The 23,396-nt window shown below is 52.2% G+C and carries 22 protein-coding genes; 8 read left to right on the plus strand and 14 right to left on the minus strand.

Annotated elements, in window-relative coordinates; all coding sequences use genetic code 11:
* Nucleotides 1-148: 148 nt before the first annotated feature.
* The gene (locus M1D70_RS24750; RefSeq protein ID WP_456288241.1) at nt 149-1,060 is read left to right on the plus strand and encodes a J domain-containing protein; all 912 of its coding nucleotides are present in this window, start codon (nt 149-151) and stop codon (nt 1,058-1,060) included.
* 78 nt (nt 1,061-1,138) lie between these two features.
* Here the strand turns inward: M1D70_RS24750 and M1D70_RS24755 are convergent, their stop codons facing one another.
* Nucleotides 1,139-2,029, minus strand: a complete 891-nt coding sequence (locus M1D70_RS24755) for a hypothetical protein (protein WP_456288242.1) — start codon at nt 2,027-2,029, stop codon at nt 1,139-1,141.
* A gap of 174 nt (nt 2,030-2,203) precedes the next feature.
* Between M1D70_RS24755 and M1D70_RS24760 the strand changes: the two genes are divergently transcribed.
* Complete coding sequence (locus tag M1D70_RS24760) at nt 2,204-3,061, plus strand: DegV family protein (RefSeq protein WP_009595793.1); 858 nt, start codon at nt 2,204-2,206, stop codon at nt 3,059-3,061.
* Between the two features lie 237 nt (nt 3,062-3,298).
* Nucleotides 3,299-3,802 (plus strand): hypothetical protein, encoded by a 504-nt coding sequence (locus tag M1D70_RS24765; RefSeq protein ID WP_009595848.1) that lies wholly within the window; start codon nt 3,299-3,301, stop codon nt 3,800-3,802.
* A gap of 97 nt (nt 3,803-3,899) precedes the next feature.
* Here M1D70_RS24765 and glpX read toward each other — a convergent pair whose 3' ends face one another.
* The 4 genes from glpX to M1D70_RS24785 form a co-directional block, all read right to left on the minus strand.
* Complete coding sequence (gene glpX, locus M1D70_RS24770; protein ID WP_009595806.1) at nt 3,900-4,877, minus strand: class II fructose-bisphosphatase; 978 nt, start codon at nt 4,875-4,877, stop codon at nt 3,900-3,902.
* Nucleotides 4,878-4,918: 41 nt separating this feature from the next.
* Nucleotides 4,919-5,725: a pyruvate, water dikinase regulatory protein gene (locus tag M1D70_RS24775; protein WP_009595762.1), complete on the minus strand. Its 807-nt coding sequence runs from the start codon at nt 5,723-5,725 to the stop codon at nt 4,919-4,921.
* A 13-nt stretch (nt 5,726-5,738) separates the two neighbouring features.
* A complete protein-coding gene (locus M1D70_RS24780) occupies nt 5,739-6,401 on the minus strand; it encodes a helix-turn-helix transcriptional regulator (protein ID WP_009595798.1) in 663 nt (220 codons plus the stop codon).
* Nucleotides 6,402-6,596: 195 nt separating this feature from the next.
* Nucleotides 6,597-6,770 (minus strand): GapA-binding peptide SR1P, encoded by a 174-nt coding sequence (locus M1D70_RS24785; protein WP_009595780.1) that lies wholly within the window; start codon nt 6,768-6,770, stop codon nt 6,597-6,599.
* 329 nt (nt 6,771-7,099) lie between these two features.
* Between M1D70_RS24785 and M1D70_RS24790 the strand changes: the two genes are divergently transcribed.
* The gene (locus M1D70_RS24790; protein WP_456288243.1) at nt 7,100-8,083 is read left to right on the plus strand and encodes a cation diffusion facilitator family transporter; all 984 of its coding nucleotides are present in this window, start codon (nt 7,100-7,102) and stop codon (nt 8,081-8,083) included.
* Between the two features lie 60 nt (nt 8,084-8,143).
* Here M1D70_RS24790 and M1D70_RS24795 read toward each other — a convergent pair whose 3' ends face one another.
* On the minus strand, nt 8,144-9,940 hold the full coding sequence (locus M1D70_RS24795; RefSeq protein WP_009595733.1) for a S9 family peptidase: 1,797 nt from the start codon (nt 9,938-9,940) through the stop codon (nt 8,144-8,146).
* 273 nt (nt 9,941-10,213) lie between these two features.
* Here M1D70_RS24795 and M1D70_RS24800 point away from each other — a divergent pair, with 273 nt between their 5' ends.
* The gene (locus M1D70_RS24800; RefSeq protein ID WP_009595786.1) at nt 10,214-11,605 is read left to right on the plus strand and encodes a SpoVR family protein; all 1,392 of its coding nucleotides are present in this window, start codon (nt 10,214-10,216) and stop codon (nt 11,603-11,605) included.
* A 128-nt stretch (nt 11,606-11,733) separates the two neighbouring features.
* Here the strand turns inward: M1D70_RS24800 and M1D70_RS24805 are convergent, their stop codons facing one another.
* Complete coding sequence (locus tag M1D70_RS24805) at nt 11,734-12,798, minus strand: globin-coupled sensor protein (RefSeq protein WP_009595763.1); 1,065 nt, start codon at nt 12,796-12,798, stop codon at nt 11,734-11,736.
* A gap of 217 nt (nt 12,799-13,015) precedes the next feature.
* Nucleotides 13,016-14,911 carry a PrkA family serine protein kinase gene (locus M1D70_RS24810; protein ID WP_009595712.1) on the minus strand — a complete coding sequence of 632 codons (1,896 nt, stop codon included), beginning with the start codon at nt 14,909-14,911 and terminating at the stop codon, nt 13,016-13,018.
* 264 nt (nt 14,912-15,175) lie between these two features.
* Between M1D70_RS24810 and M1D70_RS24815 the strand changes: the two genes are divergently transcribed.
* The gene (locus M1D70_RS24815; RefSeq protein WP_456288244.1) at nt 15,176-15,955 is read left to right on the plus strand and encodes a DUF2161 family putative PD-(D/E)XK-type phosphodiesterase; all 780 of its coding nucleotides are present in this window, start codon (nt 15,176-15,178) and stop codon (nt 15,953-15,955) included.
* 135 nt (nt 15,956-16,090) lie between these two features.
* Here M1D70_RS24815 and M1D70_RS24820 read toward each other — a convergent pair whose 3' ends face one another.
* Both M1D70_RS24820 and M1D70_RS24825 read right to left on the minus strand, forming a co-directional pair.
* Complete coding sequence (locus M1D70_RS24820; protein WP_456288245.1) at nt 16,091-17,305, minus strand: aminotransferase-like domain-containing protein; 1,215 nt, start codon at nt 17,303-17,305, stop codon at nt 16,091-16,093.
* Nucleotides 17,306-17,416: 111 nt separating this feature from the next.
* Complete coding sequence (locus M1D70_RS24825) at nt 17,417-18,073, minus strand: DNA-binding response regulator (RefSeq protein ID WP_009595829.1); 657 nt, start codon at nt 18,071-18,073, stop codon at nt 17,417-17,419.
* Nucleotides 18,074-18,458: 385 nt separating this feature from the next.
* On the opposite strand from M1D70_RS24825, the gene M1D70_RS24830 reads away from it, so the two are divergent.
* Together M1D70_RS24830 and M1D70_RS24835 are read left to right on the plus strand one after the other, a co-directional pair.
* On the plus strand, nt 18,459-18,866 hold the full coding sequence (locus M1D70_RS24830; protein ID WP_009595774.1) for a hypothetical protein: 408 nt from the start codon (nt 18,459-18,461) through the stop codon (nt 18,864-18,866).
* Nucleotides 18,863-19,948: a phosphodiester glycosidase family protein gene (locus tag M1D70_RS24835; protein WP_456288246.1), complete on the plus strand. Its 1,086-nt coding sequence runs from the start codon at nt 18,863-18,865 to the stop codon at nt 19,946-19,948. The genes M1D70_RS24830 and M1D70_RS24835 overlap by 4 nt, the downstream gene beginning before the upstream one ends.
* Before the next feature lie 291 nt (nt 19,949-20,239).
* Here M1D70_RS24835 and M1D70_RS24840 read toward each other — a convergent pair whose 3' ends face one another.
* From M1D70_RS24840 to M1D70_RS24855, 4 genes are all read right to left on the minus strand, one after another.
* On the minus strand, nt 20,240-20,494 hold the full coding sequence (locus M1D70_RS24840) for an AbrB/MazE/SpoVT family DNA-binding domain-containing protein (protein ID WP_009595823.1): 255 nt from the start codon (nt 20,492-20,494) through the stop codon (nt 20,240-20,242).
* A 198-nt stretch (nt 20,495-20,692) separates the two neighbouring features.
* Entirely contained in the window at nt 20,693-21,157 is a 465-nt protein-coding gene (trmL, locus tag M1D70_RS24845) for a tRNA (uridine(34)/cytosine(34)/5-carboxymethylaminomethyluridine(34)-2'-O)-methyltransferase TrmL (protein ID WP_456288247.1), read from the minus strand.
* Between the two features lie 135 nt (nt 21,158-21,292).
* Entirely contained in the window at nt 21,293-22,381 is a 1,089-nt protein-coding gene (serC, locus tag M1D70_RS24850; protein ID WP_456288248.1) for a 3-phosphoserine/phosphohydroxythreonine transaminase, read from the minus strand.
* 102 nt (nt 22,382-22,483) lie between these two features.
* Nucleotides 22,484-23,368, minus strand: coding sequence for a hypothetical protein (locus M1D70_RS24855; protein ID WP_456288249.1), 885 nt, complete (start codon nt 23,366-23,368; stop codon nt 22,484-22,486).
* Nucleotides 23,369-23,396: the final 28 nt, after the last annotated feature.

Here is a 23,396-nt window from a genome sequence, read left to right on the forward strand (position 1 = left end):
AAGTCGGACGGTTTCCTCTTATGGATGACAGTTTGCCCCATAGCAAGCCGAGAAGCGTCGAAACATCTCATAAACGTTTGTAACCTGCTGCCTCTACGCTATATACTGGTAACTAGGAAACTCTCACAGTATAGAAGAGGTGACATGAATGGACCAACTGAAAGAAGCCTATGAGCGGCTCGGTCTGCCGGAGGATGCAACCAAGGAACAGCTTGACGACCGGTATACGCTGCTCATGCGCCAAACCCGTTCGCATCAAAGGCGGGAGCCGGACCGGGTGGAGGAGATCGAAGCCGAGTTTGCCGAAATCACCAGAGCCTATAAATTCATCCTTGAAGAAGAGAACCGTAAAGCTTTGGAAGAGATGAATCAGAAACGGTACGGTAAATACAAGAGGTTTGCCGGGACGGCGGAGAAAACCGACCATTTCTTCCGTTATTATAAATTCCACGTACTCGGCGGCATTGCCCTGGTGGGCGTACTCATTTATATCGTGATCAGCATTTTCAACCATCAGGCAGAGAAGGAACGGCTGGCCAGCCTGCCCCCGGTTGACCTGGAAGTCATGTTCCTCGGTTCTTATATGAGCCAGGATGGCGGACAGGACCTTAAACCGATCGAAGACGCGATTTTGGCCCAATTTCCCGATTGGAAACGCGTAACCGTTAACATTAACTACGTGCCTCCCCTGGATTCCAACAATCCGCAGGATGCCGCCATGCTGCAAAAGGCACTGCTGGTGCTGTCCACCGAACGTCCTGATCTGTATATCATGGATCAAACCGCCTTTGATTGGATTGGCAATCAAGGCATGGTACGCCCGCTCGAAGGGGAAGTCGAAGGCGAACTGAAGGAACTGCTTACGCCGGAGATGCTGGTGAAGGGTACAAATGAGGAAGACGGCGCGGAGCATGTGTATGCCGTGGATATTATGGGCAGCCCGCTTGGCGAAGAACTGCCCGTCCTGAAGAAAGAAATGTTTGCGGGGATTCGCGAAGGCACGGAACGCGATGCGAATGCACTGCGCTTCATTAAGCAGTACTTGGAGACGTCCAAGTAACGTCGGCCCCCTCTAATATCGAAACAGCCCCTGCTGCTTGGCCTTATGGCCAAACGACAGGGGCTGTTTGAATGAGCGTTATCGATTAACAATCGAGCTCAAGGATGTAAAAGCATGTGTAGCAAATCCTTCGGAAGGTTCGCGGTGAGGGTTATTTACGCGGAATATATAACCCTGGCCGTCAAACTCATCCACAATGTACATCTTGGTCAGGCCCTCGCCTTCGCCTATCATATACACGGATGCATCCTCTATGACTTTGTGCCTTTCACTGCCCTCAGCTTCATGGACTTTGCCAACCTCCGCAAGCTCCTTCTCCCCCTCAAGCTTGAGTATGTCCGCGTTGTAATCCGAAGGCAGCTTCGTAATCTCGACGTAATAATCCGGGTCCACATTCATGGTCAGCCTGTTGGTTTTTGCATCAAAGGAAAAAATATCGAATATATACAGCGCATAGCCGTCACCCTCGGCCAGTTTGGCTGCTTTGGTTTCTTTCATGCCCTCCAGCTCCAGCTCGAAATCCTTGGTTTCCGGAAGCTGCGCGTTCTCGGAACCCGAGCCGCCGCCTTCATCGTCCACCGTCAATTCGATGAGGATCAGCTGCTTCAAATCTTCCTCGCCTTCAACCGGCTGTTCCCTGTACTCATAGGAGACGGACTCTTCTCCCTGAAGTTTGGATATGACCTGATCCATCCCCTCGCCCAGCCGGAATGCGGTCGGACCGTCGGCCGTCTCGATTTCGATCGAATTGTTATCGATTTGACCTACGTAAGTACCGGTTCCTTGCTTTATCTCGTACTTGGGCTCTTCTGCAGGTTCAGCCGGTTCCTTCACGTCATCCTCGACTGGATTCGGATCCGCCGGCGGCTGAGAAGTCGGGCCTTCGCCGCTGCATGCCGTCATTGCCATGATCAGCATAGCTGCGGCAGCTGCTGTGATTATTTTGCTCCAATGCTTTCGCTTTGCCATATAACCACCTCCATTATGATTAACGGGAATCCTGGGGTTAATGTTGCACAATTCCCGCTTTTTGGGCGATTCCTTCACATTCGTGTTCAAAACGACAAGAGCATTTCCTTTTCTGATCAAACAAGGTATTCTAGTAGTAATACAGACTCAAATAGTTGATAAAGGGAGATGTTCATGCCTGGTAAAATTAAAATTTTTGCTGACAGCACCTGCGACTTACCACCTTCGTGGATAGACGAATATAATATCGGCATCGTTCCGCTCTACGTCGTATTCGGAGAACAATCCTTACGGGATGGAGTCGACATTACACCGGAACAGTTGTATGCCAAAGTCGATCAGATCGGCAGCCTGCCCAAAACAGCGGCACCTTCTCCGTCCGACTTCATTGCGGCCTTCTCGCCTTCGATTGAACAGGGTGAGGATATCCTGTTCCTCAGCATTTCGTCAGAGCTTTCTTCCACCTACCAAAATGCGTTGATAGCTGCAGGCGAGCTGCCCGAAGGGCGGGTTACCGTGTTTGATTCGCGCAATCTTTCCTCCGGCATCGGACTGCTTGTGATGAAGGCTGTTCACGCGGCCAATGAAGGCTCGTCCATACCGCAAATTGTGGAGCTATTAAGCCGTACCGTAAACGAAGTGGAGTGCGAATTCGTTGTCGATACGCTGGATTATTTGTATAAAGGCGGACGCTGCTCCGGCATGCAAAACATCATCGGCAGCCTGCTCAAAATCCGTCCGGTGATCAAAGTCGTGGACGGCGGCATGATCCCGGCTTACAAGGTACGCGGCAAAAAAGAAAAGGCGCTGGATCAAATGATTCAGAATGCACTGGCTCAAGTGGATAAGATGGACAATGATCTGATAGTTGTTGTACATACCATGGCCGAGGAGGAAGCCCGATTCCTGCAGAAGGAACTGCAGGAAAAGACAGGCGCACGACAGGTCAGCATTTCTACGGCGGGCTGCGTCATTTGCAGCCACTGCGGCCCTCAAACCGTCGGACTGATGTATACCAAGAAGCCATCATAATTTGTTTATATCCGAAGACAGTTCTGCTTTGTGGTTCTCTGCTGCAGGACTGTCTTTTCTGTCCTTCGTCTAAGCAGAACGTTTAGGAACTTATTAAACGAGCCGCCAATAGGCTAAACATGTCCATCCTAGACTAAAGTCTAGGTAAAACATTCCCCGAAGGACCGAGGACACCCCCATCCCTTGCATGGTATTCTTGGAATAATCAATCTATATAAGGAAAGGAACGAAGTTTGTATGACGAAACGTACAATCTTGGCACCTCTGCTCATCCTGCTCGGCGCATACTTGCTCTTGAACCAAGGCGGTACCGTAGGCGCCGGTTCTATCTTTGCCACGTTCTGGCCTACCCTGTTCGTGATCCCGTTAGGCCTGTTTTTTCATTGGATGTACTTCTCGCTGGTCGGACGTCAGGGAATCGGGCTATTGATACCGGGCGGCATTCTGCTCACAGCCGGTATTGTCAGCCAAATCGCTTCCTTGTTCGACTCTTGGGGGTCGATGTGGCCCGGCTTTATTCTTGCCGTTGCGGCCGGATTGTTCGAGTTCTACTGGTTCGGTTCGCGTAACAAGTGGCTGCTCATCCCGATTAACATTCTGACCGTCCTGTCGCTGCTGTTCTTCGTGGTATTCTCGATCGGTCCCGTACTCAATTACCTCTCGGTCGTTCAGCCTGTCATCGCGGTGCTGCTTGTGCTTGGAGGAGCTTGGCTGATGCTCGGGCGTAAGAGGCACGGGTGAGCGCACGATTTGCCAAACCGTTAACCACGCATAAAGGCACTCCGAAGGTCGACTAACCTTGGAGTGCCTTTTATTTAGCGGATGCCGCCCATATCCATCAAGAAGATGCAGCGGCGGCTAAGGTTTCATTGCTTTGGAACAGATGATGGACGCTCCGGATATAACGGACGGTTCTCGTGCCGGAGTACATCATGACCGAATGCGTTTCGGCCCGCTGACCCGGCATATATTTAACCCCGCGCAGGAAATCTCCAGCCGTCACGCCGGTGGCTACGAACAGCACGCCTTCCCGTCCTACCATATCCTCCATCGTCAACAGCTGCTCGGGATGCTTCAATCCCATGCCCTGGCATCGGACGAAATCCTCCGGCGTCTCCGGTATGAGCCGTCCCTGGATTTCTCCGCCCAGGCATTTCAAGGCGGCTGCGGCCAGAACGCCTTCCGGAGCTCCTCCGGAACCCACGTAGAGATCGACCTCGCTGTCCGTGCAGGTCTCGATCGCTCCCATGACATCGCCGTGGCTCAGCAGCTTGATCCTTACCCCGGATTCTCGCAGAGCCCTGATCATCGTGCTGTGACGCTCGCGGTCGAGAATGGACACGGTCATCTCCGACAGCGGCTTGGATAAGATCTCCGATGCTTTTCGAAGGGTAACCTCAATCGGGTCATTCAAACTCAGCTTGCCCGCAAGCTCGGGGCCGACCGCAAGCTTATGCATATAAATATCGGGCGCGTGCAGCAGGGTTCCTCGTGGAGCCGCGGCAATCACGGACAACGCATTGTTCAGCCCGTTCGCCACCGTTTCCGTTCCTTCGAGCGGATCCACCGCCACGTCCATCTTCGGACCTTTGCGGTTCCCTACGCGCTCTCCGATATACAGCATCGGCGCTTCATCCATCTCGCCTTCCCCTATGACCACGACCCCATCCATCGCTGCGGAATCAAAATGCTTGCGCATCGCTACCGTTGCGGCTTCATCAGCACTGTTCTTGTCACCTCTTCCTGTCCAGCGGGCGGATTGCAGCGCTGCTTCCTCCGTCACTCTTACAAGCTCCAATGCTAATGAACTCTCCATGATTGAATCCCTCCTTCTGCTATTTTCCTAACCGATGCTGCTTATTTCAGATAATTCATGATCAGTCCTGCGGATTCCTCAATTGCCTTATCCGTGACGTCGATGACGGGACATCCGAGCTCCTCGTACAGCGACAAGGCGTAATCCAGCTCCTCCTGGATCCGCTCCAGCGCTGCATACTGCACCTGATGCGGCAGTCCCATGACCTTTAAGCGCTCGCTGCGGATTTTGAGAAGATGCTCCGGCTCGATCGTAAGCCCGATGATCGTGCCGTTCGTGACCTCTCTGAGCTGCGAGGGCGGCGACATCTCCGGCACGATCGGAAAATTGACCGTTTTATAGCCTTTATGTGCGAGAAACATCGACAGCGGCGTCTTTGAGATCCTGGATACGCCCAGCAGGATGATGTCCGCCTTCAAAATGGCGCTGACATCCTTGCCATCGTCATACTGGACGGCGAATTCCATTGCGTCCACCCGCCGGAAATAGCTGTCGTCCAAGCGGTGCAGCAGGCCCGGCAGCCGCTTGGGATAGTCGTTGAACGTGTCGGCAAAGGCCTGCATCATCGGCCCCATGATATCCACGGTGCGAATGTTGAGCCGGACGGCTTCTTCCCGCATGACCTCGCGAAGCTCCGGCTGAACGAGCGTATAAGCCACAAATCCTCCGCGCCTTGCCACCTCCTCCATCAATTCGGTTAATTCTTCCTCGTCGCGAACGTTCATATAACGTTTAACCTCTGTATTCGGAAGCTCGAATTGGCGCAGGGTAGCTTGAACAACCGCTTCAGCCGTCTCCCCGATGGAGTCCGAACAGATTGCTATGAAATGAGTTAATGCCTGATTCATCCGATTCCTCCCATTATTCCTCGGCTACCATGTCGAGCAGCATTTTGATAATATTCGTTTTTGTGATCCGACCGACAACCTTCCAGTGCTCCCCCGGATTTCCCGTGGTGGATGGAACGACCACCGGCAGACTATCGATTTGATGATTAATGATTTTTCGTGCGGCATCCAGCACCGTGTCTTCCGGCTGCACCGTTGTTACGTTGGCCCGGCGGGTCATGATCAGGCTTACCGGCATGGAGGAGGCCGTCGGGTTGCCAAGCGTTACCTTGAGCAGATCCTTGCGGGACACGATACCGGCCAGATGGCCGTCGGCATCGGTAACGATCAGATTTCCCACGTTCTCCAGAAACAAGGATACAACGGCTTCGTGAATCGTCGTGGTCTCACGCACAATCACCGGAACGCCGTGCAGATCGCCAACCTTCATTTTGAGAAGGCGAAACTTTTCCTCCCGGTCGCGCGTTCCCCGCTTTCCCAGAAAGTACCCGACCTTGGGCTTGGCATCAATATAATCCAGAACCACAAGCTTGGATAAATCGGTGCGAAGGGTGGCTCGGCTGACATTCAGCATCTCCGCAATCTGATCTCCTGTAATGGGTGCATGTTTTTTTACGATATCGACGATATCCTGCTGCCTTGTCGTCAGTTCGATAGTGATCCCTCCTGCGTGCATTTCCTCTACTTGCCGATATAATACGTCATATATAATATATATGCAACATATTTTCGTCTAAAAATGCATAATAAAGTATCAATAATTTTTGTTAACCCCATCAAAAAAGGTTATAAATCCAAAAAAAAGCATGCTTTCAGGAAGATTCCTCCCTGAAGCATGCTCGTTAATCATTCCGCTAATCGCCACGATCATTCAGTTCTGATAGTCCGTGCCCTTGCATTCCCCTTTTCCGCAAAATCCATAAATGATTTTCACTCCGTCGGTTGGAATCGTGTCCACCATCTCATCGCATCTGGAGCATATGATCAGGCCCCATTCCTCGTTCGCCTTGCCTTTGGCTGCCTCCGGTCTTGTTAACGCTTTCATAACATTTCCTCCTCGTGTTTATTCACTTTGCTGCAAGGCAGTTCCCGCTTGGATATCAAGGGGTCACAAACGATTCTCCACTTCATGCCAAAGACCGCTAACCAACCTCCTACGCTTCACCCATCCTTTATTTTCCACTATATTCTTAATGTATTGGGCAAGAAATAAAGATATGAGTAAATCATGTTTAATGTAACAAAAAACATGTTAAGTAATTTTTGTGTAATCTTATCTCATCTAAAAGAGAGGGATATCCTTAATTTGGCATGATATGATAATATATACTTCGGATTCCACTAAAAATCGACATGATAGACGGAGGGTTTGGATTGAATAACACATGGCAGCTCATTAAGAAAGGAAATACCTCATCCGCCATTGCCGCACTGGGCAATACGGGATTGGCCATCATCAAGGGGATTGCCGCTTCCATCAGCGGCAGCGGGACGATGTTTGCCTCCGCCATGCATTCGGTGGCCGATGCCGTGAATCAGGGATTCGTATTCGTAGGCAGCGTCCTGGCCGAGCGGAAGCCGACCAAGAAGTTCCCCACCGGCTTCGGCAGGGTCATTAACCTGGTCTGCATGGTCGCGGTGATCGTGGTCACCATCATGGCCTATGAAACGATACTGAAGGGCTTCAAGCTGTTAAAACATCCGGAAGAAGCCACGAATTTCTGGCTCAATTTCATTGTGCTGGCCATTGCTGTTATCATTGACGGTTCCATCCTGGTTAAAGCCATGAAAGAAATTATGAAGGAAACCCGCACCGAAGCATCGGGACTTTCCTTGCTGCCCGCCGCTTTCAAAAATGCCGGCCGCGCCGCCCCGCCGACACGGCTTGTGTTCTATGAAGATATTGTTGCAACGCTTGGCGCCCTCTTCGCGCTGATCGCCATCGTGTTCGCGCATTTCTTCAATTTCCTCATCCTGGACGGAATCGCCACGATCCTGATCGGCTGTCTGATGGTGGGCGTAGCCTTTAAGGTCGGATATGACAACATGGTCGGTTTAATCGGGGTGGCCGCTCCGAAGGACGTGGAAGAGAAGATCTCCGGAATCATTCTTGCCGATCCGGATGTTCGTGACATCAATCGTCTGCGTATTCTGCAGGAAGGCCGTAATTATCATGTGGAAGCCTACATCGAGCTGAAAAAGGGGATGACCCTGGCCGAGGCCGGGCAATCCAAAATGAGAATCAACACCCTGTTGACCCAGGATCCGAACATCTCGGACGTGACCTTGGGCATACTGGAGGACGACGGAATCAAGCTCTGGAATCCTAGAGAGGATCTGGATCATCCGGGTCAATAAGGAAGAGGCATGCCTCGGGGTCCGTTTGGACCTCGGGCATGCCTCTTTTTTATGCGACGCTTAATGATTGCGCTTCAGGAATTCGACCATCCGTGCATAAGCGATCTTTTCGTTGGCCTTCTTCGTAATCCCATGCCCCTCGTCTTCGAACACAAGATACTCCACGTCACGGCCCTTGGCTCTCAAGGCCTCGACGATTTGGTCTGACTCCTCTTTAACGACGCGCGGATCGTTGGCTCCCTGGATGATGAGCATCGGGTTCACCATATCATCCAGATACGTAATCGGCGAATCCTTGATGAAGCGTTCTTTATCCCGCTCCGGATCGCCTATCCAGCGCTCCATAATTGGTTTCCAGTGTTCCGGCACCGAATCGTAGAAGGTAAACAGGTTGCTGACCCCGACGATGTCGATGGCCGCCTTGAAATACTCCGGATTCCGGCCCGCCAGCAGCAGGGTCATATAACCGCCGTAGCTTCCGCCCATCACGAAGAGCTTCTCGCGGCTCGAAATCCCTTGCTCGAACAGCCAATCCATGCCTGCCAAGCAGTCCATGCGCGGTCCCTCGCCCCAATCCTGCTCCACCAATTTCACGAAGGAGCTGCCGTAACCGGTGCTTCCCCGGAAGTTCGGGCAGAAGATGTGATACCCTTTGGCCAGGATATACTGGAACATGGAGCGGAACTGCTTGCGCTCCGAGGCTTGCGGGCCCCCATGCGGCCAAAACACCGTATAACCGTTGGCCACGTTGTCTTTGGCGCGGAACAGGAGGGCCTCGATCTCCATCCCGTCAAAAGATGGGTACGTCACGACATCCGGCGTCACCAAGTCCTCATCGGTCAACCCTGTCAGCACGTTCTTTGTGATCGTGCTCCATGAGCCGCCTGCATAACGGTAAATGTTAAGCGGCTTCACCGCACCCCGGGCGAGCAGGTACAGATTGCCGGACTTCGTGACGTTCAGCTGCTCCACGATGTCCGATGGAAGAGGAATGGCGGTTAACTCACCGCTGTCGAGCGAATAGGCATACAGTCGATCCTCTACCCCTTTTTCCGTAACGATGTACAGGGTTCGTGAATCCTTATGGAAGCGCAAGAGTTGGATGCTCTCCCGATCGATGCGGCACAGGGGTTCAAACTTCTGCTGCGGGATGTCGTAACGGGCCACATAAGAAAATTCGGATTCATAGTCTGTTGCAAAAATGACCTGGTCATTGCTGACAAACAGCACATCCCCCGAAATATGCACCTGTTCAGGCGTAGGCGTCAAGCACAGCGGCTCTTCGCCCTCTCGCTTCACGTAACTGACATAGTAGGTGTTGGCATACATTTTCGTATACGCGATGGTTTTCTCGTCGGGACTCACGGCACACATTTCGGTCGACGTCGCCTCGCCCTCATGCAGCAAATGATCCTCCTTGGTGTCCAGATGATATACGCGCGAATTCAGGTAGGACGGATTCCCCTTCGACGTGACGTAATACAGTCGCTTGCCGTCCTCTGACAAATGCACGAAATAATGTTTGTCCTCCGCGTCCGCCCCTTCGAACAAAGGCATCGGCTCGCCGCCGTTCCAGCGCAGCGCATGAAACTGATAATTCTCATTCCCGTCGCGGTCAAACGCCGTCAAGATATGCCGCCCTTCCGGGTCCAGCTTAATGAAGCTTGCGATCTGGTCATTGTATGTAAGCGGATAAGGGTAGGACGTCTCCCCTTCTAACTCCATGGCCCATAAATTGAACTTTCCGTTTAGACTGCTGCTGAATACAAGCCGTGACTCGTCTGCACTGATTCCGAAGGTACGAATGCCATACGTTTGAAAAAATTGCTCCACATCGGGCTTAGGAAAATCGATCATTCATTTGCCTCCCTGACCTTATCTTATTATCCATCGGTTAATAAATGGGCAAGTCTTCCAAACCGCTGGATTATTCCCATTATAACGCAAAGCATTCTGGGGGTCACCGTTACATAGTCGGGCAGGTTACTAAGTCTGCAGACCGAGATGATGCACAAATTTTGACAGAGGCCTGTATATATTCCCGGCGCCCCCTCTTCTGCCCGCATATCTGCTGCAGGATTCCATATAAATGATAAGAACCATGTTTTTAATGACGAAGGGGGGATTCTCGTGCACCAAGACGAGATCGCGGAACTGGAACGTTCCATTGCGGAGATTACCGAGATCGCTACAGGCTTTGGCCTTGATTTTTACCCTATGCGATATGAGATCTGCCCGGCAGACATCATATACACCTTCGGCGCCTACGGCATGCCTACCCGGTTCAGCCACTGGAGCTTCGGTAAAACCTTCAATAAAATGAAGATGCAGTACGACTTCGGCCTTAGCAAAATCTACGAGCTCGTGATCAACTCCAATCCGTGTTATGCGTTTCTCCTGGACGGCAACTCCCTGATCCAGAATAAACTCATTGTCGCCCATGTCCTTGCACACTGCGATTTTTTCAAAAACAACGCACGTTTCTCCGTCTCCAACCGCAATATGGTCGAGAGCATGTCCGCCACGGCCGAGCGCATCTCCCGCTATGAGATCGAACACGGCACGGAGGCGGTTGAGCAGTTCATCGACGCCGTGCTGGCGATTCAGGAGCATGTGGATCCCCATATCGTGAGGCCCGATAAACTCGATAAACAGCGCTACACGGCACGGCGGATGCAGGAGCAGAAGGAGGAAGCCAAGCGGCAGAAGCCTCCCGGCCGGTATGACGATTTATGGGAAATGGACGAAGACGGCGACAAACAAACCGATAAATTGCCGGCGGCGCCCAAGCGCTTCCCGCCCGAGCCGGAAAAAGACATCATGTGGTTCATTCAGGAGCACTCCGACATTCTGGAGGATTGGCAGCGGGACATTATGAGCATGCTGCGCGAGGAAATGCTGTACTTCTGGCCGCAGATGGAAACCAAAATCATGAACGAGGGCTGGGCTTCGTATTGGCATCAGCGCATCCTGCGGGAAATGGACCTGACCAGCGAGGAAACGGTGGAGTTCGCCAAGCTCAACGCCTCGGTCGTGCAGCCGTCGCGCCATAGCCTGAATCCCTACTACCTCGGACTGAAAATCTTCGAGGATATCGAGCGCCGATGGGATCGGGAGAAGATGTTTGATGTACGCGAATACGATTCCGATATTTCCTTCCTGCGCAATTATTTAACAAAGGATCTCGTGGAGGACCTGGACCTCTATGTCTTCGAGAAAAAAGGCCCGGAGTGGAAAATCACCGACAAGGCATGGGAGAACATCCGCGATCAGCTGGTCGTCTCCCGCGTAAACGGCGGCTCGCCGTTTCTCGTCGTGACCGACGGCGATCATCTCCGTTCCGGCGAGCTGATGATCAAGCATCTGTACGAGGGCATTGAGCTCGACCTGAAGTATATGGAGCGCACCATCCCTTATGTTTACCGGCTCTGGGGCAAACCCGTGCATCTGCACAGCATCATCGAAGGCAAACCGATTCTGTTCTCCTATGACGGCAAGAAGCTGCATCGACGGTTTATTTAACGGCGGTTGAAGCAGTGAAACAGCGGTATATATCACAGCAGCACCCGCGATGAGTAGGATTGCTTCATTCGCGGGTGCTGCTGTTCGTTTACATATAGGCACGTCATCCGTTCGCTTCTTGACCCCTGTTATACGCTGACCTTCTCGGATGAGGTTTCGTCGATCTCGATATCGTGCTTCCGAATATCATATTCGTGTTGAAGCGATTCCAAATCATCGGCCAGCTTCTCCATCATTTTCACGAAGGCGGCCAATTCCTGCGAGCTTGCCGCCTGATTACGCGCGTTCATGGACGTTTTCTCCGATTCCTGCTCCACGAGCCCCAGCTTGCGAATAATGCCGCTGACCTTGTCCTGAATCTCATCCATCGCCTTCTTGGAGTTGGTGGCCAGCTTCCGCACTTCGCCGGCAACCACCTCGAAGCCTCTGCCTAACTCCCCGGCATGGGCAGCCTCGATCGCCGCGTTCAGGCCAAGCAGGTGGCTCTGATCCGAAATTTCCCGTATCAAACTTCCCATCTGCTCGATATGCAAAATTTCTTCGCCCAGCTCGGAAGTCAGCGTATGCGCCTTATCCTGCGCCTCCGCCGTTTTCATGGCGTTGTCGGCCATCAGCGCCGCGCTCTGATCCAGCTCCACGATCATTGCCGTCAACTCTTGAACCGCGGTTGTAATCGCTTCCAACATTTTTTGCTGATCCGAAGCCAGGTTGCTGATTTTCTCTTTCTCTTTCATTTCGTAAGCTTCCAGTACGAGCTGGGAGTCCAGGTTAAACATTTTGCTCAGGGCATGCACCACTTGAATCCATTGATCCGGTACGAGCTTCTTCAGTAAATCGGCGGCAATATCCAAATAAACCATGTAGCTTCCAAGATAATAGTCCGTGGTCAGGCCGATTCTGGAGTGAACTTGTCCGATCTTAATCCGTTCGGCAATATAAGCATCGTCCACTCTTCCTGCGGCAAGCGACATCCAATACACCCGCTGGGTTTCCTTAAGCCGTTCCACGGTCGAGGTGCGCCCGATAATCTGCATCAGCTGCGGCTGCGTTCCGATCTGCGCGTAAAACCGGTCCACGACCTCTTCAACCACCTTCGCAAATACCTCACGATGATTTGCGAGAAGCTCCAATCCTTGCTCGTCCAATCCGATATACTCCAACTGCTGGCGTCTTTTCGGGGAAACATCAATCATTTCGAAAAATCCACTCCTAAATAGGTGATCCATATCACAGGTTCAAGTACTTAGGGTCCATTATAGCCTATATTTACCACCCCGGCATAATCCCAAAGTCCTAATTGTGTGTAGATTTGCACATCCATTCGGGCAATCCCCTCCAAACGAGGAGAAGCCACCCGATTCCACGGGCGGCTTCTCCAGACTTTCCGCTTATGCTATTCCTTATTCGGTCTTACCGGTTTAACAGGCTGCCCACGTAACGCAGCAGCTCATTGGCGCATACCGGGCAGTACCCATGCTCCTCGATCAGCCTGGAGCTTACCTCGTTGATCCGTTTCAACTGCACGGCATCCGGCGTTTTGGTCGAGGTCGTAATTTTGACGATGTCCTTGAGGTCCGTGAACAGCTTCTTCTCAATCGCTTCCCGAAGGCGCTCATGATTGTGGTACTCGAACTTTTTGCCCTTGCGGGAATAAGCCGAGATACGAATCATGATTTCCTCCCGGAACGCCTTCTTCGCGTTCTCCGAGACGCCGATCTGCTCCTCGATCGAGCGCATTAATCTTTCGTCTGGATCCATCTCCTCGTCGGTCAACGGATCGCGGATTTTGGTCCAGTTGCAGAACGCTTCGATGTTATCCAAATAATTCTCGAACAGTGTCTTGGCGGACTCCTCGAAGGAATACACAAAAGCCTTCTGGACTTCCTTCTTGGCCAGATCGTCATACTCCTTGCGAGCGGCGGCAATGAAATTCAGGTAGCGTTCCCGCTCCTCCTTGGCAATGGACGCATGCTGATCCAGCCCATCCTTGATCGCCCGCAGCATATCCAGCGCGTTAATGCACTGAAGATCCTGCTTAATCAAAGCACTGGATATCCGGTTGATGACATAACGCGGATCGATGCCGGACATGCCTTCCTCCAGATATTCGTTCTGCATCTCCTTCAGGTCCGCTTCCTTATACCCTTCAACCTCCACCCCGTCGTACATGCGCATCTTCTTGATCAGATCCATGCCCTGCTTCTTCGTTTCCTTCAAACGCGTCAAGACGGAGAATATCGCGGCAGAACGAAGCGCGTGCGGCGCGATATGGATATGCTTCATATCGCTTTGGCCGATCAGCTTCGAGTAGATCTTCTCCTCGTCGCTGACACGCAGATTATACGGGATCGGCATGACAATCATCCGGGATTGCAGAGCCTCGTTTTTCTTATTGGCAATGAACGCCTTATACTCGGATTCGTTGGTATGGGCCACGATCAGTTCATCCGCGCTTATCAGCGCGAACCGGCCCGCTTTAAAGTTCCCTTCCTGGGTCAGGGAGAGCAAGTTCCATAGAAATTTTTCGTCGCATTTCAGCATCTCCTGGAATTCCATCAAACCGCGGTTCGCTTTGTTTAACTCGCCGTCGAACCGGTAGGCGCGCGGATCCGATTCGGAGCCGTATTCCGTGATGGTGGAGAAATCGATGCTGCCGGTCAAATCGGCAATATCCTGCGACTTGGGATCCGACGGACTGAACGTGCCGATGCCGACCCGGTTCTCCTCGGAGATTAATATCCGTTCAACTTCAACCTTTTCGATATCGCCGCCGTACTCGGTTTTAAGGCGTAGCTGGCAGGCCGGGCACAAATTCCCCTCGATTCGGACGCCGAGCTCCTTCTCGATCTCCGGTCTTAGCTCCGTCGGAATCAAATGCAGCGGCTCTTCCTGCATCGGGCAGCCGGCGATCGCGTATACCGCTCCGCGGTCGGTACGGGAATGCTTCTCGAGGCCGCGCTTCAGCATCGTGACAAGCGTGGATTTGCCGCCGCTGACAGGTCCCATAAGCAGCAGTATGCGTTTGCGTACATCGAGCCTGCGGGCTGCCGAATGGAAGTACTCCTCCACGAGTTTCTCGACAGCCCGGTCAAGGCCGAAGATTTCCTGCTCAAAAAACTTATATTTTTTCTGGCCCCCGCTCTCTTCGAAACCGTAGGATTCGATCATGTCATATACACGGGCATGGGCCGTCATGGCTGGAGAGGGATCCTTCTTAAGTATTTCAATGTATTCCCTGAATGTGCCGCTCCACGCCAAACGGTCGCCTTCTGCCCGATACGATGCTATGCGTTCGAAAATATCCATATCGCTACCTCCTATGAGTCTGTTTATGGGGATTGGCTTCCATTCCACAGCGTCATTAGAAAACATTCCATTATCGAAAAAGTGTATTACATACCTATGCGGCTTGCTTGGAATAGTTGACCTTATTTTCGAAGTCACGCGTATGCTTTTTTATCTAACCACCGGTTCATTCTACACTCGGGTACGCCGCGAAAGCAGTCCTCATGCTATACTGAAATTACATTGACGTAACATTAGCAACTTTCGATTAAAAGGAGAGTCATCATGGCGATAAAGCATGAAGCCGAGCTGTACGCTCCCCTGAAGGCCTTTTTCGAATTAAACGGATATGAAGTCAAAGGCGAGGTACGGAATTGCGATCTGGTCGGCATGAAAGACGGTGCCGATGAACCGCTGATCGTGGAGCTGAAAAAAACGTTCAATCTGGCCCTTCTGCTCCAGGGCATTGAGCGGCTGAAGCTGACCCCGTACGTATACCTGGCCGTCGAGAAGAGCCGGGCGAAGAAAGGAGCGGTCAACCAGCGCTGGTCCGAGCTGACGGGGCTTTGCGGACGACTGGGATTGGGGCTCATCACGGTCACCTTCTACAAAACCAAGGCGCCCTTCGTCGAAGTGCTCTGCGAGCCGGAGATGGCCGTCCAGAAGGGCCGCACCGCCATTAGGCGCAAGGAACGCCTGCTGTACGAGTTTCGGGAGCGCAGCGGCGATTACAACACGGGCGGGGTGACGAGGGCCAAGCTGGTGACGGCTTACCGCGAGAAAACGCTGCGGGTTGCTGCTGCCATGAATGCAGCGGAAGCGGAACAGCGCAGCATGCACGAACCGGCCCCCGATGGGCTTGAGCTCCAAGAAAAAGCTGTCCCTGCTGTGCCGCCCGGCATTTCTCCCGCGGCTGTGCGGGATCGGAGCGGCGTGGGTTCGGCGGCAGACATTCTGCAGCGCAACTACTACGGCTGGTTCCGCCGGGTGAGCCGCGGACGCTACGTGCTGACGCCGGCAGGCGTGCAGGCCTTGGCAGACTATGCCACCGTATTGAAATCATAATGACTGAATATAGGCCGGATCTTGAAACCCATACAAATCCGCCCATGAAAAAAAGCTGCGGATTGAGCCTATGAGCCTGGCTCGATCCGCAGCTTTGCTATGTTCAACGCGTTCGTAAAAGGAAATCTTCCATGTCTAATTCCGGGCCGTAAATTCCATCACGGCTTCGCTGATAAGATTCATGCCGAGCAGCAGCTCATCCCGCCCGGGATGCGTAAAATTCAGCCGGATGCACTCCCTGGTTCGATCTGCCGGCGAGCACATCGAGCCCGGAAGGAATGCCGCTCCCTTCAGCAAGGCCGCCCTCAGGAGCGCTTCCCCGTCCAAGCCTGGGGGCAGCTGCACCCAGAGAAACATCCCGCCGGGCGGTACCGCGTACCTCGAATCCTTCCATGCGCTGCGTTTCAGCAGCTCCACCATCAGCTTGAGCCTCGTTGCATATTCCCGGTTGAGCATGTCGATATGATCCTCCAGCTTAAAATGCTTCGATTCCAGCAGATGGTGCAGCATCCGCTGGTTGAGCATGCTGGATTGCCAGTCGGCCATCTGCTTCACGGCCGTCATCATCTCGATCAATCGCCGGCTCCCGGCGGCCCATCCCGTTCGAAGCGCGGGGGCTACGGTTTTGCTGAATGAGCCCACATACAGAACATGTCCTCCCTGCGGCTCTTCGAGCGAGAAGATGGAAGGAATGCGGGGCTTCGGATTCTTGGCATCCGCGAAATGAAGGTCGCCGTATGAATCATCCTCCACGACAAGAAGCCCATGCGAGACGCATAGCTTCAGCACCTGCTGACGCCGTTCCAAACTCCACATGACGCCGGTCGGATTGGTAAAATTAGGCGCGGCCATAAGCAGTTTCGGCTTATGCTGCCGGATCATGGCCTCCAGATGCTCGGGCAGCATCCCGTCATGATCTCCCTCCACAGGAACGATGACGGCACCTTGAAGACGCAGCACCTGAAGCAGTCCCGGGGAGGTCGGATTCTCCACCAGCACCGGATCCCCAGGGTCCACGTACACCCTGACCAGCAAATCGATGGCCTGCTGGGTGCCTGTCGTCAGCAAAATATGCTGGGGCTGGACGCTCAGGCCTTTCCGCCGGGAGAAGTCCTCGCTCAGCCACTCGCGGAGCGGCCCATAGCCTTCCGCCTCACCGTACTGCAGGGCCAGCGGGTCCTCGGACAGCACCGATGTCGCCGCCTCCGCCAGAGAATGCAAAGGGAATAACTCTTCGGCCGGCAGCTCTTCCGCCAAGGAAATAAAAGAATCCCGCTTCGCAAGTTCCCTGATATCGCGCAGCGGGGATGACAAAAGGGTCTGTGCACGGGAAGCAAAGGAATACTGCATGGAAGTCCCCCCTCTAACCGTTATCAAAACCTCGGTTTTGTATTCAGGAGCCTCTTATATAACCTCTAAAAGGTATTCCTGATATTTATATATTATAACCTTAATTCTGCATTAGGCATAAATTTGCCTGCCTTGGCGGGTGTACAGGGCATACTTCTCGATGGCCTGCGCACGGGTGGAAACCCCGAGTTTCACGTATATTTTGCGAAGGTAGTTGTCGATCGAGCGGCGGCTTACCTGAATTTCCATGGCGATTTTGTCGTACGTAATGCCTTGGACGATCCGTTCCATTATAAAAGCCTCCGTCTCGGAGAGCTGGAGCCCGCCTTCGTTCATCGCAGAGGCCGTCAGCGGCCAGATGCCTTGCCTTACCCAGTCGAGCGGCAGCGAGGCAACGCCCTCCCGAAGTCCGGTAATCATATGTATGAGCTGGAAAGTGGATGCCTGCTTGGACAACAGGCCGCTTGCGCCGCGACTGATCAAAGACTGGAGCAAGGGAAGCCCGTCATTATCGGTCATAATGACGACATGGGTCTTCGGTGACAGCAGCTTCATCTGCTCCAACACCGCTTCGGACGTATGATCCGACAAATGATAATCCAATAGTACCAAGTCAGGAAGCAAATCCTCGACCATTCGAAGCCCTTCCGAGCCCGAGGATGTCATTCCCTCTACGAGCAGATCCTGCTGCTCTTCCAAAATCAATTTCGTTCCCAGCATGCTTGTAGGTTGACTTCCGACGATAACTACCCGCCAAACCTGATTCATTTTCTAATAGACCTCCTGTATCAACAAACTTGGCTCCCTAGCATCTCTATTAAGTAAGTAAGCGCCGTCAATTCCTTGCGTTACCGTCATTGCGAATTCCCGTTGTTTGCAGATATGGACAGACGCAAATTCCGGCCGTTATTCGCATAGAAAAAAGGTTAATTAATCCTATAGGCGCAGGGATTATGACGGCATGCATGGCGAATGTCTTATATGTATCCTAATTGATAATCAAATCTATACAGATTGTATCCCACTCTAACTTTCTAAGCAATCTCTTTTTCATAAAAACAAGTGCTATTGGTTCGTCTTTGCGAAAGTAATCCTGACATGATAGAATGATACCTGGAAAAAATGATAGATTTTGAGGGGTGATGAAATGCCAATGTTGGAGCCGGAAAACAATACCCCCTATAAATCCCGTGAGGAAGTGCATCAAAAGGGGCCATCCGCCAAATGGTTCTGGGTATTTTGGATTGTGCTGATCGGGCTGGGTACCACCGCAGCCTACCTATATAGCAATCATCTGAAAGAGCAAGTCGTGGTGCAGCTGCAGCAGGATACGCGCCAGGAGATGGCGGCATTCAAAGCGGAGTACGACCAAAGGTTTAACGAGCTGGTTCAGGAAATGGACGAGATGCAGAGCAAGGTTCAGTCGTTTAATGAGCTGCTGACCTTTACCAAGGATCAGGCAAGCGGCAAGACGGACAACAGCAACAAGCTGTACAGTCAATTGAGCCAAGTCGAGAAACAGCTGAAAGAGCTGGAACGCAAGATGGAGCTGCTGAAGTGAGAAAACTGAAGTATATCCGTCCTAAACAGTTAAACCGTACGTTTATGCTTGCCATTGCACCATTTATCGGGATGCTGCTGTGCATGTGGTTAATCACCGAGCCGCCGCGCCTGTCGCACGAAACCGCAGAGTACATACCGTCGGGCAGCATATCGGAACAGTCCGCCATGATCAAGCAGGATCTGGATCAAGCTGCAGTCTCAGCAGAACAGACGATATCCTCCATTGAAAAAACGGCCAAGCTCTATCGGCAGACGACCGCTACGGTAGGAACCATTCTGCATACAGCGGAATCACAAGCCGCGCGGCCGGAGCAAATCTATAATCGCCGGATCACAGCCAAACTGGGTGTCCCGATCGAGACGGTCAACAGCGACCGGATTCGAATCGAATTGTACAAGATCAATCCGGGCACCTATCGCGGCTATGCGATGAAGGTTAAACTGAAGGATCCTTCCGCAATGAAGATGTCGCTCGGCAGCGAAAGCGGCAGACCCGGATCCGTCGAAACCACGATGCGCGCCGTAAGCCGGCATGGCGCCGTTGCGGGGATTAATGCCGGCGGATACGCTGACGGGAACGGGGGCAGACATCCGCTGAGCACGACCTTTTACGACGGCAAATACGTCTCGGGATTTCAACCGAGCTTTAAGGATCTGGCCTTTGTCGGCCTGAGCAAATCCGGCAAGCTGATCGGCGGCAAGTTCTACAGCCAGAGCGACCTTGACCGGCTCGATCCGATGTTCGGGGCCACCTTTGTGCCGGTGCTGCTCCAAAACAGCAGGAAAACGACGATCCCCGACAAATGGAAAACGACTCCCGGCCGGGCACCACGCACGGTCATCGGCAATTACAAGGACGATCAGCTGCTCATCCTCGTTACCGAAGGATATGATGAGAAGGGAAAATCGGGAGCCACGCTGCAAGAGCTGCAAACCAAACTGAAAAAAATGGGCGTGATCGACGCCTATAACCTGGATGGCGGCGGTTCCGCATCCCTTGTTCTGAACGGACGCGTCGTGAACAAGCCGTCGGACGGCAGTCTGCGGCCGGTACCCACGCACTTCTTGTTTTTCAAATGATAGAGTCGGCACTCATATTCTCGTTTATTTTTTGGCCCAAGGTGGTTATAATAAAGTTAGCTTAGCAGGAGGTGGCATGAATGTCGTTCTCATTAACATTTTGGATCGTCATGCTCGTATTCGCCCTTTATATGGTTGGCATTTGGACCGCGGCATACAATGATGACAAAACCAAAGGCCTGTAAGGCGACTCCCTCGTTTATCGGGGGAGTTTTATTTTTTTCTCGGACAAAAAAGGCACCGCTCATCAGCGATGCTCAAAAGGAATTTCATCGTTCACATATAAGGACATTAGGCATGTTTAGGAAGCTGCTGCATTTCGGACATGCATTGCGAACAGATATAGCGCTCCTTAAACTCGCTTACGCCGTCCATGGAGCCACAGAAGACGCATTTCGGACGATAGCGCTCCAATATAATATGGTCCCCCTGTACAAGGATTTCTACGGGATCCCCCTCGTTCATTTGATATCTCTTGCGCAGAGACTTAGGCAGAACGATTCTTCCCAGCTGATCAACTTTACGGACAACACCAGCAGGTTTCATAACGATTGTACACCTCTTTCATTTTCAACAAGTGATTTCTGACACCACAGTTCCAGAACTGATAACAAGGGCCTAGTATAATAGTTCGATAAAAAGTTGTCGAATCCTGCTGGATGTTAAGAATTTCTTAGTTTTTTTCAACATCAACTAGGTATACTGGATGATTTTCCCCAAAAATGCGCGATTTTTCAGCTGTTCTTATTCCATACCCGGGAAATCCAGCTGGCGTAGTGCCTCATATACCATAATCGCCGCGGAGTTGGACAGATTCAACGATCGAACCTTATCCGTCATCGGCATGCGGATGCAATGCTCGGTATTTGCGGCCAGCAGTTCCGGAGGCAATCCCTTGGTTTCTTTGCCGAACACCAAAAAATCCCCATCCTGATATTCGATGTCCATGTAACGCTTGGTAGCCTTCGTCGTAGCGTAGAAGTAACGCCCTTCCGGATAGAGCGCCTGCAATTCCTCAAAGGAATTGTGATATTCAATATGTACGGCGTACCAGTAATCCAGTCCGGCCCGTTTCAATGTCTTGTCGTCTGTATTAAAGCCGAGTGGACGGACCAGGTGCAGATGCGTGCCCGTGGCGGCACAGGTTCTGGCGATATTGCCCGTATTGGCTGGAATTTCCGGTTCGACTAGTACGATGTGTAATGCCATGTTGATAAGTCCACCTTTTCTTCTGTTTATTTTTTATTCTTATTATAACCGATTCCCTTCCGAATTCCCGGGATATCCGGAAATAACCTTCCGCCAGCATGGCGGAAGGTTATCGTCGTCTGAGCTTGCATGAAATTAGCTGTGGCTGTTCTTGAACTCCTGCATGAATTCCACGAGGGCCTGAGCGCTCTCATAAGGAACGGCATTATATGCGGAAGCCCGCAAGCCGCCGACGCTGCGGTGGCCCTTGAGGCCGACAAAGCCCGCTTGCTCCGAAGCCTTCACGAATTCCTTCTCCAGCTCCTCGGAGGCAAGACGGAACGTAATGTTCATATCGGAACGCACCTCTGCGTCCACGCAGCCACGGTAGAAGCCTTCGCTGCTGTCGATGGCATCATAGATCAGAGCCGCTTTCTTGCGATTCAACTGTTGAACACCTTGGAGACCGCCCTTCTCCTCAATCCACTTCAGCACTTCGTTGATCATGTAAATGCCGAAAGAAGGCGGCGTGTTGTACAGCGAGTTATTTTTCATATAAGTATTGTAACGAAGCATAGTCGGCAGATGTTTAGGAGAATCTGTAATCATGTCCTCTCTGACGATCACGACCGCCACGCCGGATGGTCCGAGGTTCTTCTGCGCTCCCGCATACACCATCGCGAACTGGTTCATATCGAATGGACGGCTGAGAATATCGCTTGACATATCACCGATGAGCGGAACGGAACCGGTATCCGGGAATTCCTTAAACTGGGTGCCTTCAATGGTTTCATTGGAAGTCAGATGGAGATAAGCTGCATTGTCCGACAGCTTAATGTCTTGAATGCGGGGCAGAGTCATGTATTTGCTCTCCTCGGAAGATGCCGCCACATGGGTATCGCCGATCAGCTTGGCTTCTTTAATAGCCTTGTCCGCCCAGCTTCCCGTCATCACGTAGTTCGCGACCTGGCCTTGACCCAGGAAGTTCATCGGAATCATGGCGAATTGCGTGCTTGCGCCGCCCTGGATGAACAATACCTTGTACCCGGATGGATTCCCCAGCAGGGACAGCAGGCGCTCCTGCGCTTCATTATGAACGGCTTCATAAACGGCGCCGCGATGAGACATTTCCATAATCGACATGCCGGTATTTCCGTAATTGACGAATTCGGCCTGGGCGCGCTCCAACACTTCAAGCGGCAATGCAGCAGGTCCTGCATTAAAATTGTATGCTCTCTTGCTCAAAAGACTCTCCACCCTTTCTCTACTATGAATGCTAATTAACGCTAATCATAGCAACAATCCCATAGACCTTCAAGTGTAATTATTCACATTAAATTGGTCCGGTTACCAACAGAAGAATTGGTACTTTCTGCTCCAGGATCTCTTTTCTCCGGATGCCAGGCTTAATCGAACAAACACTTCCGGCGAAATAACGTGTCCTGTCCCCCACAGGGCCATATGCGCAACCGGAAAATCGCTGATTTCCCTTACCCCCGCCCTGCGGGCATTGTGCGTCAGCTCCCAGGAATACGGATAATCGCTGCCGTTGAAGCCTTTCATTCTTCCATAGAAGGGCTTATGCGGTCTGGCGGTCCAGCCTATCTCGTTATCCTGGACAGACAGCAGGTCCGAGGTATAGTCTGATTCGACCTCCGTAAACCGGACAGGAACCGGCAGCTTCAGCTTATACTCGGGTCCTACCGCTTCCTCGTTGATCCCTATGAAATTATGGATATACTCCTCCGTATCGATCTTTCGGCTTCCTTCGTTAATAAGCTCGTAATCTATCATTAATACGGTATCTTCAATCGAGATCTTCTTCACCAGTCTTGCCGCATAACCATTCATGCTCCTGGAACGAACCGTATAGGAGATGCTCGAGTCACCCGAAATGACCTCAACATCGAAAGGCTCCACCGGATACGCATACTGAAAGTTATACGGGGCCTCGCTGACCCGTTTAAGAAGGCCCACCCCTAATTTAGGAAACCAATCTCCAACTTTGGCCTCCGCGTACCCCATCCCTTCATGGAGTCCGAACTCGTTGCATAACCCGGACCCGGCCTGCGGGTTAAACCCTTCCGCTAACTCATGAACACAGAAGGTATGGCCGCTCTCGGTCAATTTCACCTGGGTGATGAAACCCGTGCGGTCAAAACGCGTGCCTTGATAACGTCCGACTTTCGCTATTTCGACTTCCAATCGTCCGTTCGCTAGTTGATGTCCCACAAACCATCGCTCCATTCATGATGAAGAA

It is taken from the genome of Paenibacillus sp. AK002 (assembly GCF_053903045.1).

Excerpts from the sequence above, each read along its gene's own strand:
- M1D70_RS24780 (WP_009595798.1), bottom strand. The coding sequence starts at position 6,401 with ATGCACGCAGGAGGGATCACTATCGAACTGACGACAAGGCAGCAGGAT.
- M1D70_RS24785 (WP_009595780.1), bottom strand. The coding sequence starts at position 6,770 with ATGAAAGCGTTAACAAGACCGGAGGCAGCCAAAGGCAAGGCGAACGAG.
- M1D70_RS24825 (WP_009595829.1), bottom strand. The coding sequence starts at position 18,073 with ATGAATCAGGTTTGGCGGGTAGTTATCGTCGGAAGTCAACCTACAAGC.
- M1D70_RS24765 (WP_009595848.1), top strand. The coding sequence starts at position 3,299 with ATGACGAAACGTACAATCTTGGCACCTCTGCTCATCCTGCTCGGCGCA.
- M1D70_RS24830 (WP_009595774.1), top strand. The coding sequence starts at position 18,459 with ATGTTGGAGCCGGAAAACAATACCCCCTATAAATCCCGTGAGGAAGTG.
- M1D70_RS24750 (WP_456288241.1), top strand. The coding sequence starts at position 149 with ATGGACCAACTGAAAGAAGCCTATGAGCGGCTCGGTCTGCCGGAGGAT.
- M1D70_RS24775 (WP_009595762.1), bottom strand. The coding sequence starts at position 5,725 with ATGAATCAGGCATTAACTCATTTCATAGCAATCTGTTCGGACTCCATC.
- glpX (WP_009595806.1), bottom strand. The coding sequence starts at position 4,877 with ATGGAGAGTTCATTAGCATTGGAGCTTGTAAGAGTGACGGAGGAAGCA.
- M1D70_RS24815 (WP_456288244.1), top strand. The coding sequence starts at position 15,176 with ATGGCGATAAAGCATGAAGCCGAGCTGTACGCTCCCCTGAAGGCCTTT.
- M1D70_RS24820 (WP_456288245.1), bottom strand. The coding sequence starts at position 17,305 with ATGCAGTATTCCTTTGCTTCCCGTGCACAGACCCTTTTGTCATCCCCG.
- M1D70_RS24805 (WP_009595763.1), bottom strand. The coding sequence starts at position 12,798 with ATGATTGATGTTTCCCCGAAAAGACGCCAGCAGTTGGAGTATATCGGA.
- M1D70_RS24795 (WP_009595733.1), bottom strand. The coding sequence starts at position 9,940 with ATGATCGATTTTCCTAAGCCCGATGTGGAGCAATTTTTTCAAACGTAT.
- trmL (WP_456288247.1), bottom strand. The coding sequence starts at position 21,157 with ATGGCATTACACATCGTACTAGTCGAACCGGAAATTCCAGCCAATACG.
- M1D70_RS24760 (WP_009595793.1), top strand. The coding sequence starts at position 2,204 with ATGCCTGGTAAAATTAAAATTTTTGCTGACAGCACCTGCGACTTACCA.
- M1D70_RS24810 (WP_009595712.1), bottom strand. The coding sequence starts at position 14,911 with ATGGATATTTTCGAACGCATAGCATCGTATCGGGCAGAAGGCGACCGT.
- M1D70_RS24840 (WP_009595823.1), bottom strand. The coding sequence starts at position 20,494 with ATGAAACCTGCTGGTGTTGTCCGTAAAGTTGATCAGCTGGGAAGAATC.
- M1D70_RS24755 (WP_456288242.1), bottom strand. The coding sequence starts at position 2,029 with ATGGCAAAGCGAAAGCATTGGAGCAAAATAATCACAGCAGCTGCCGCA.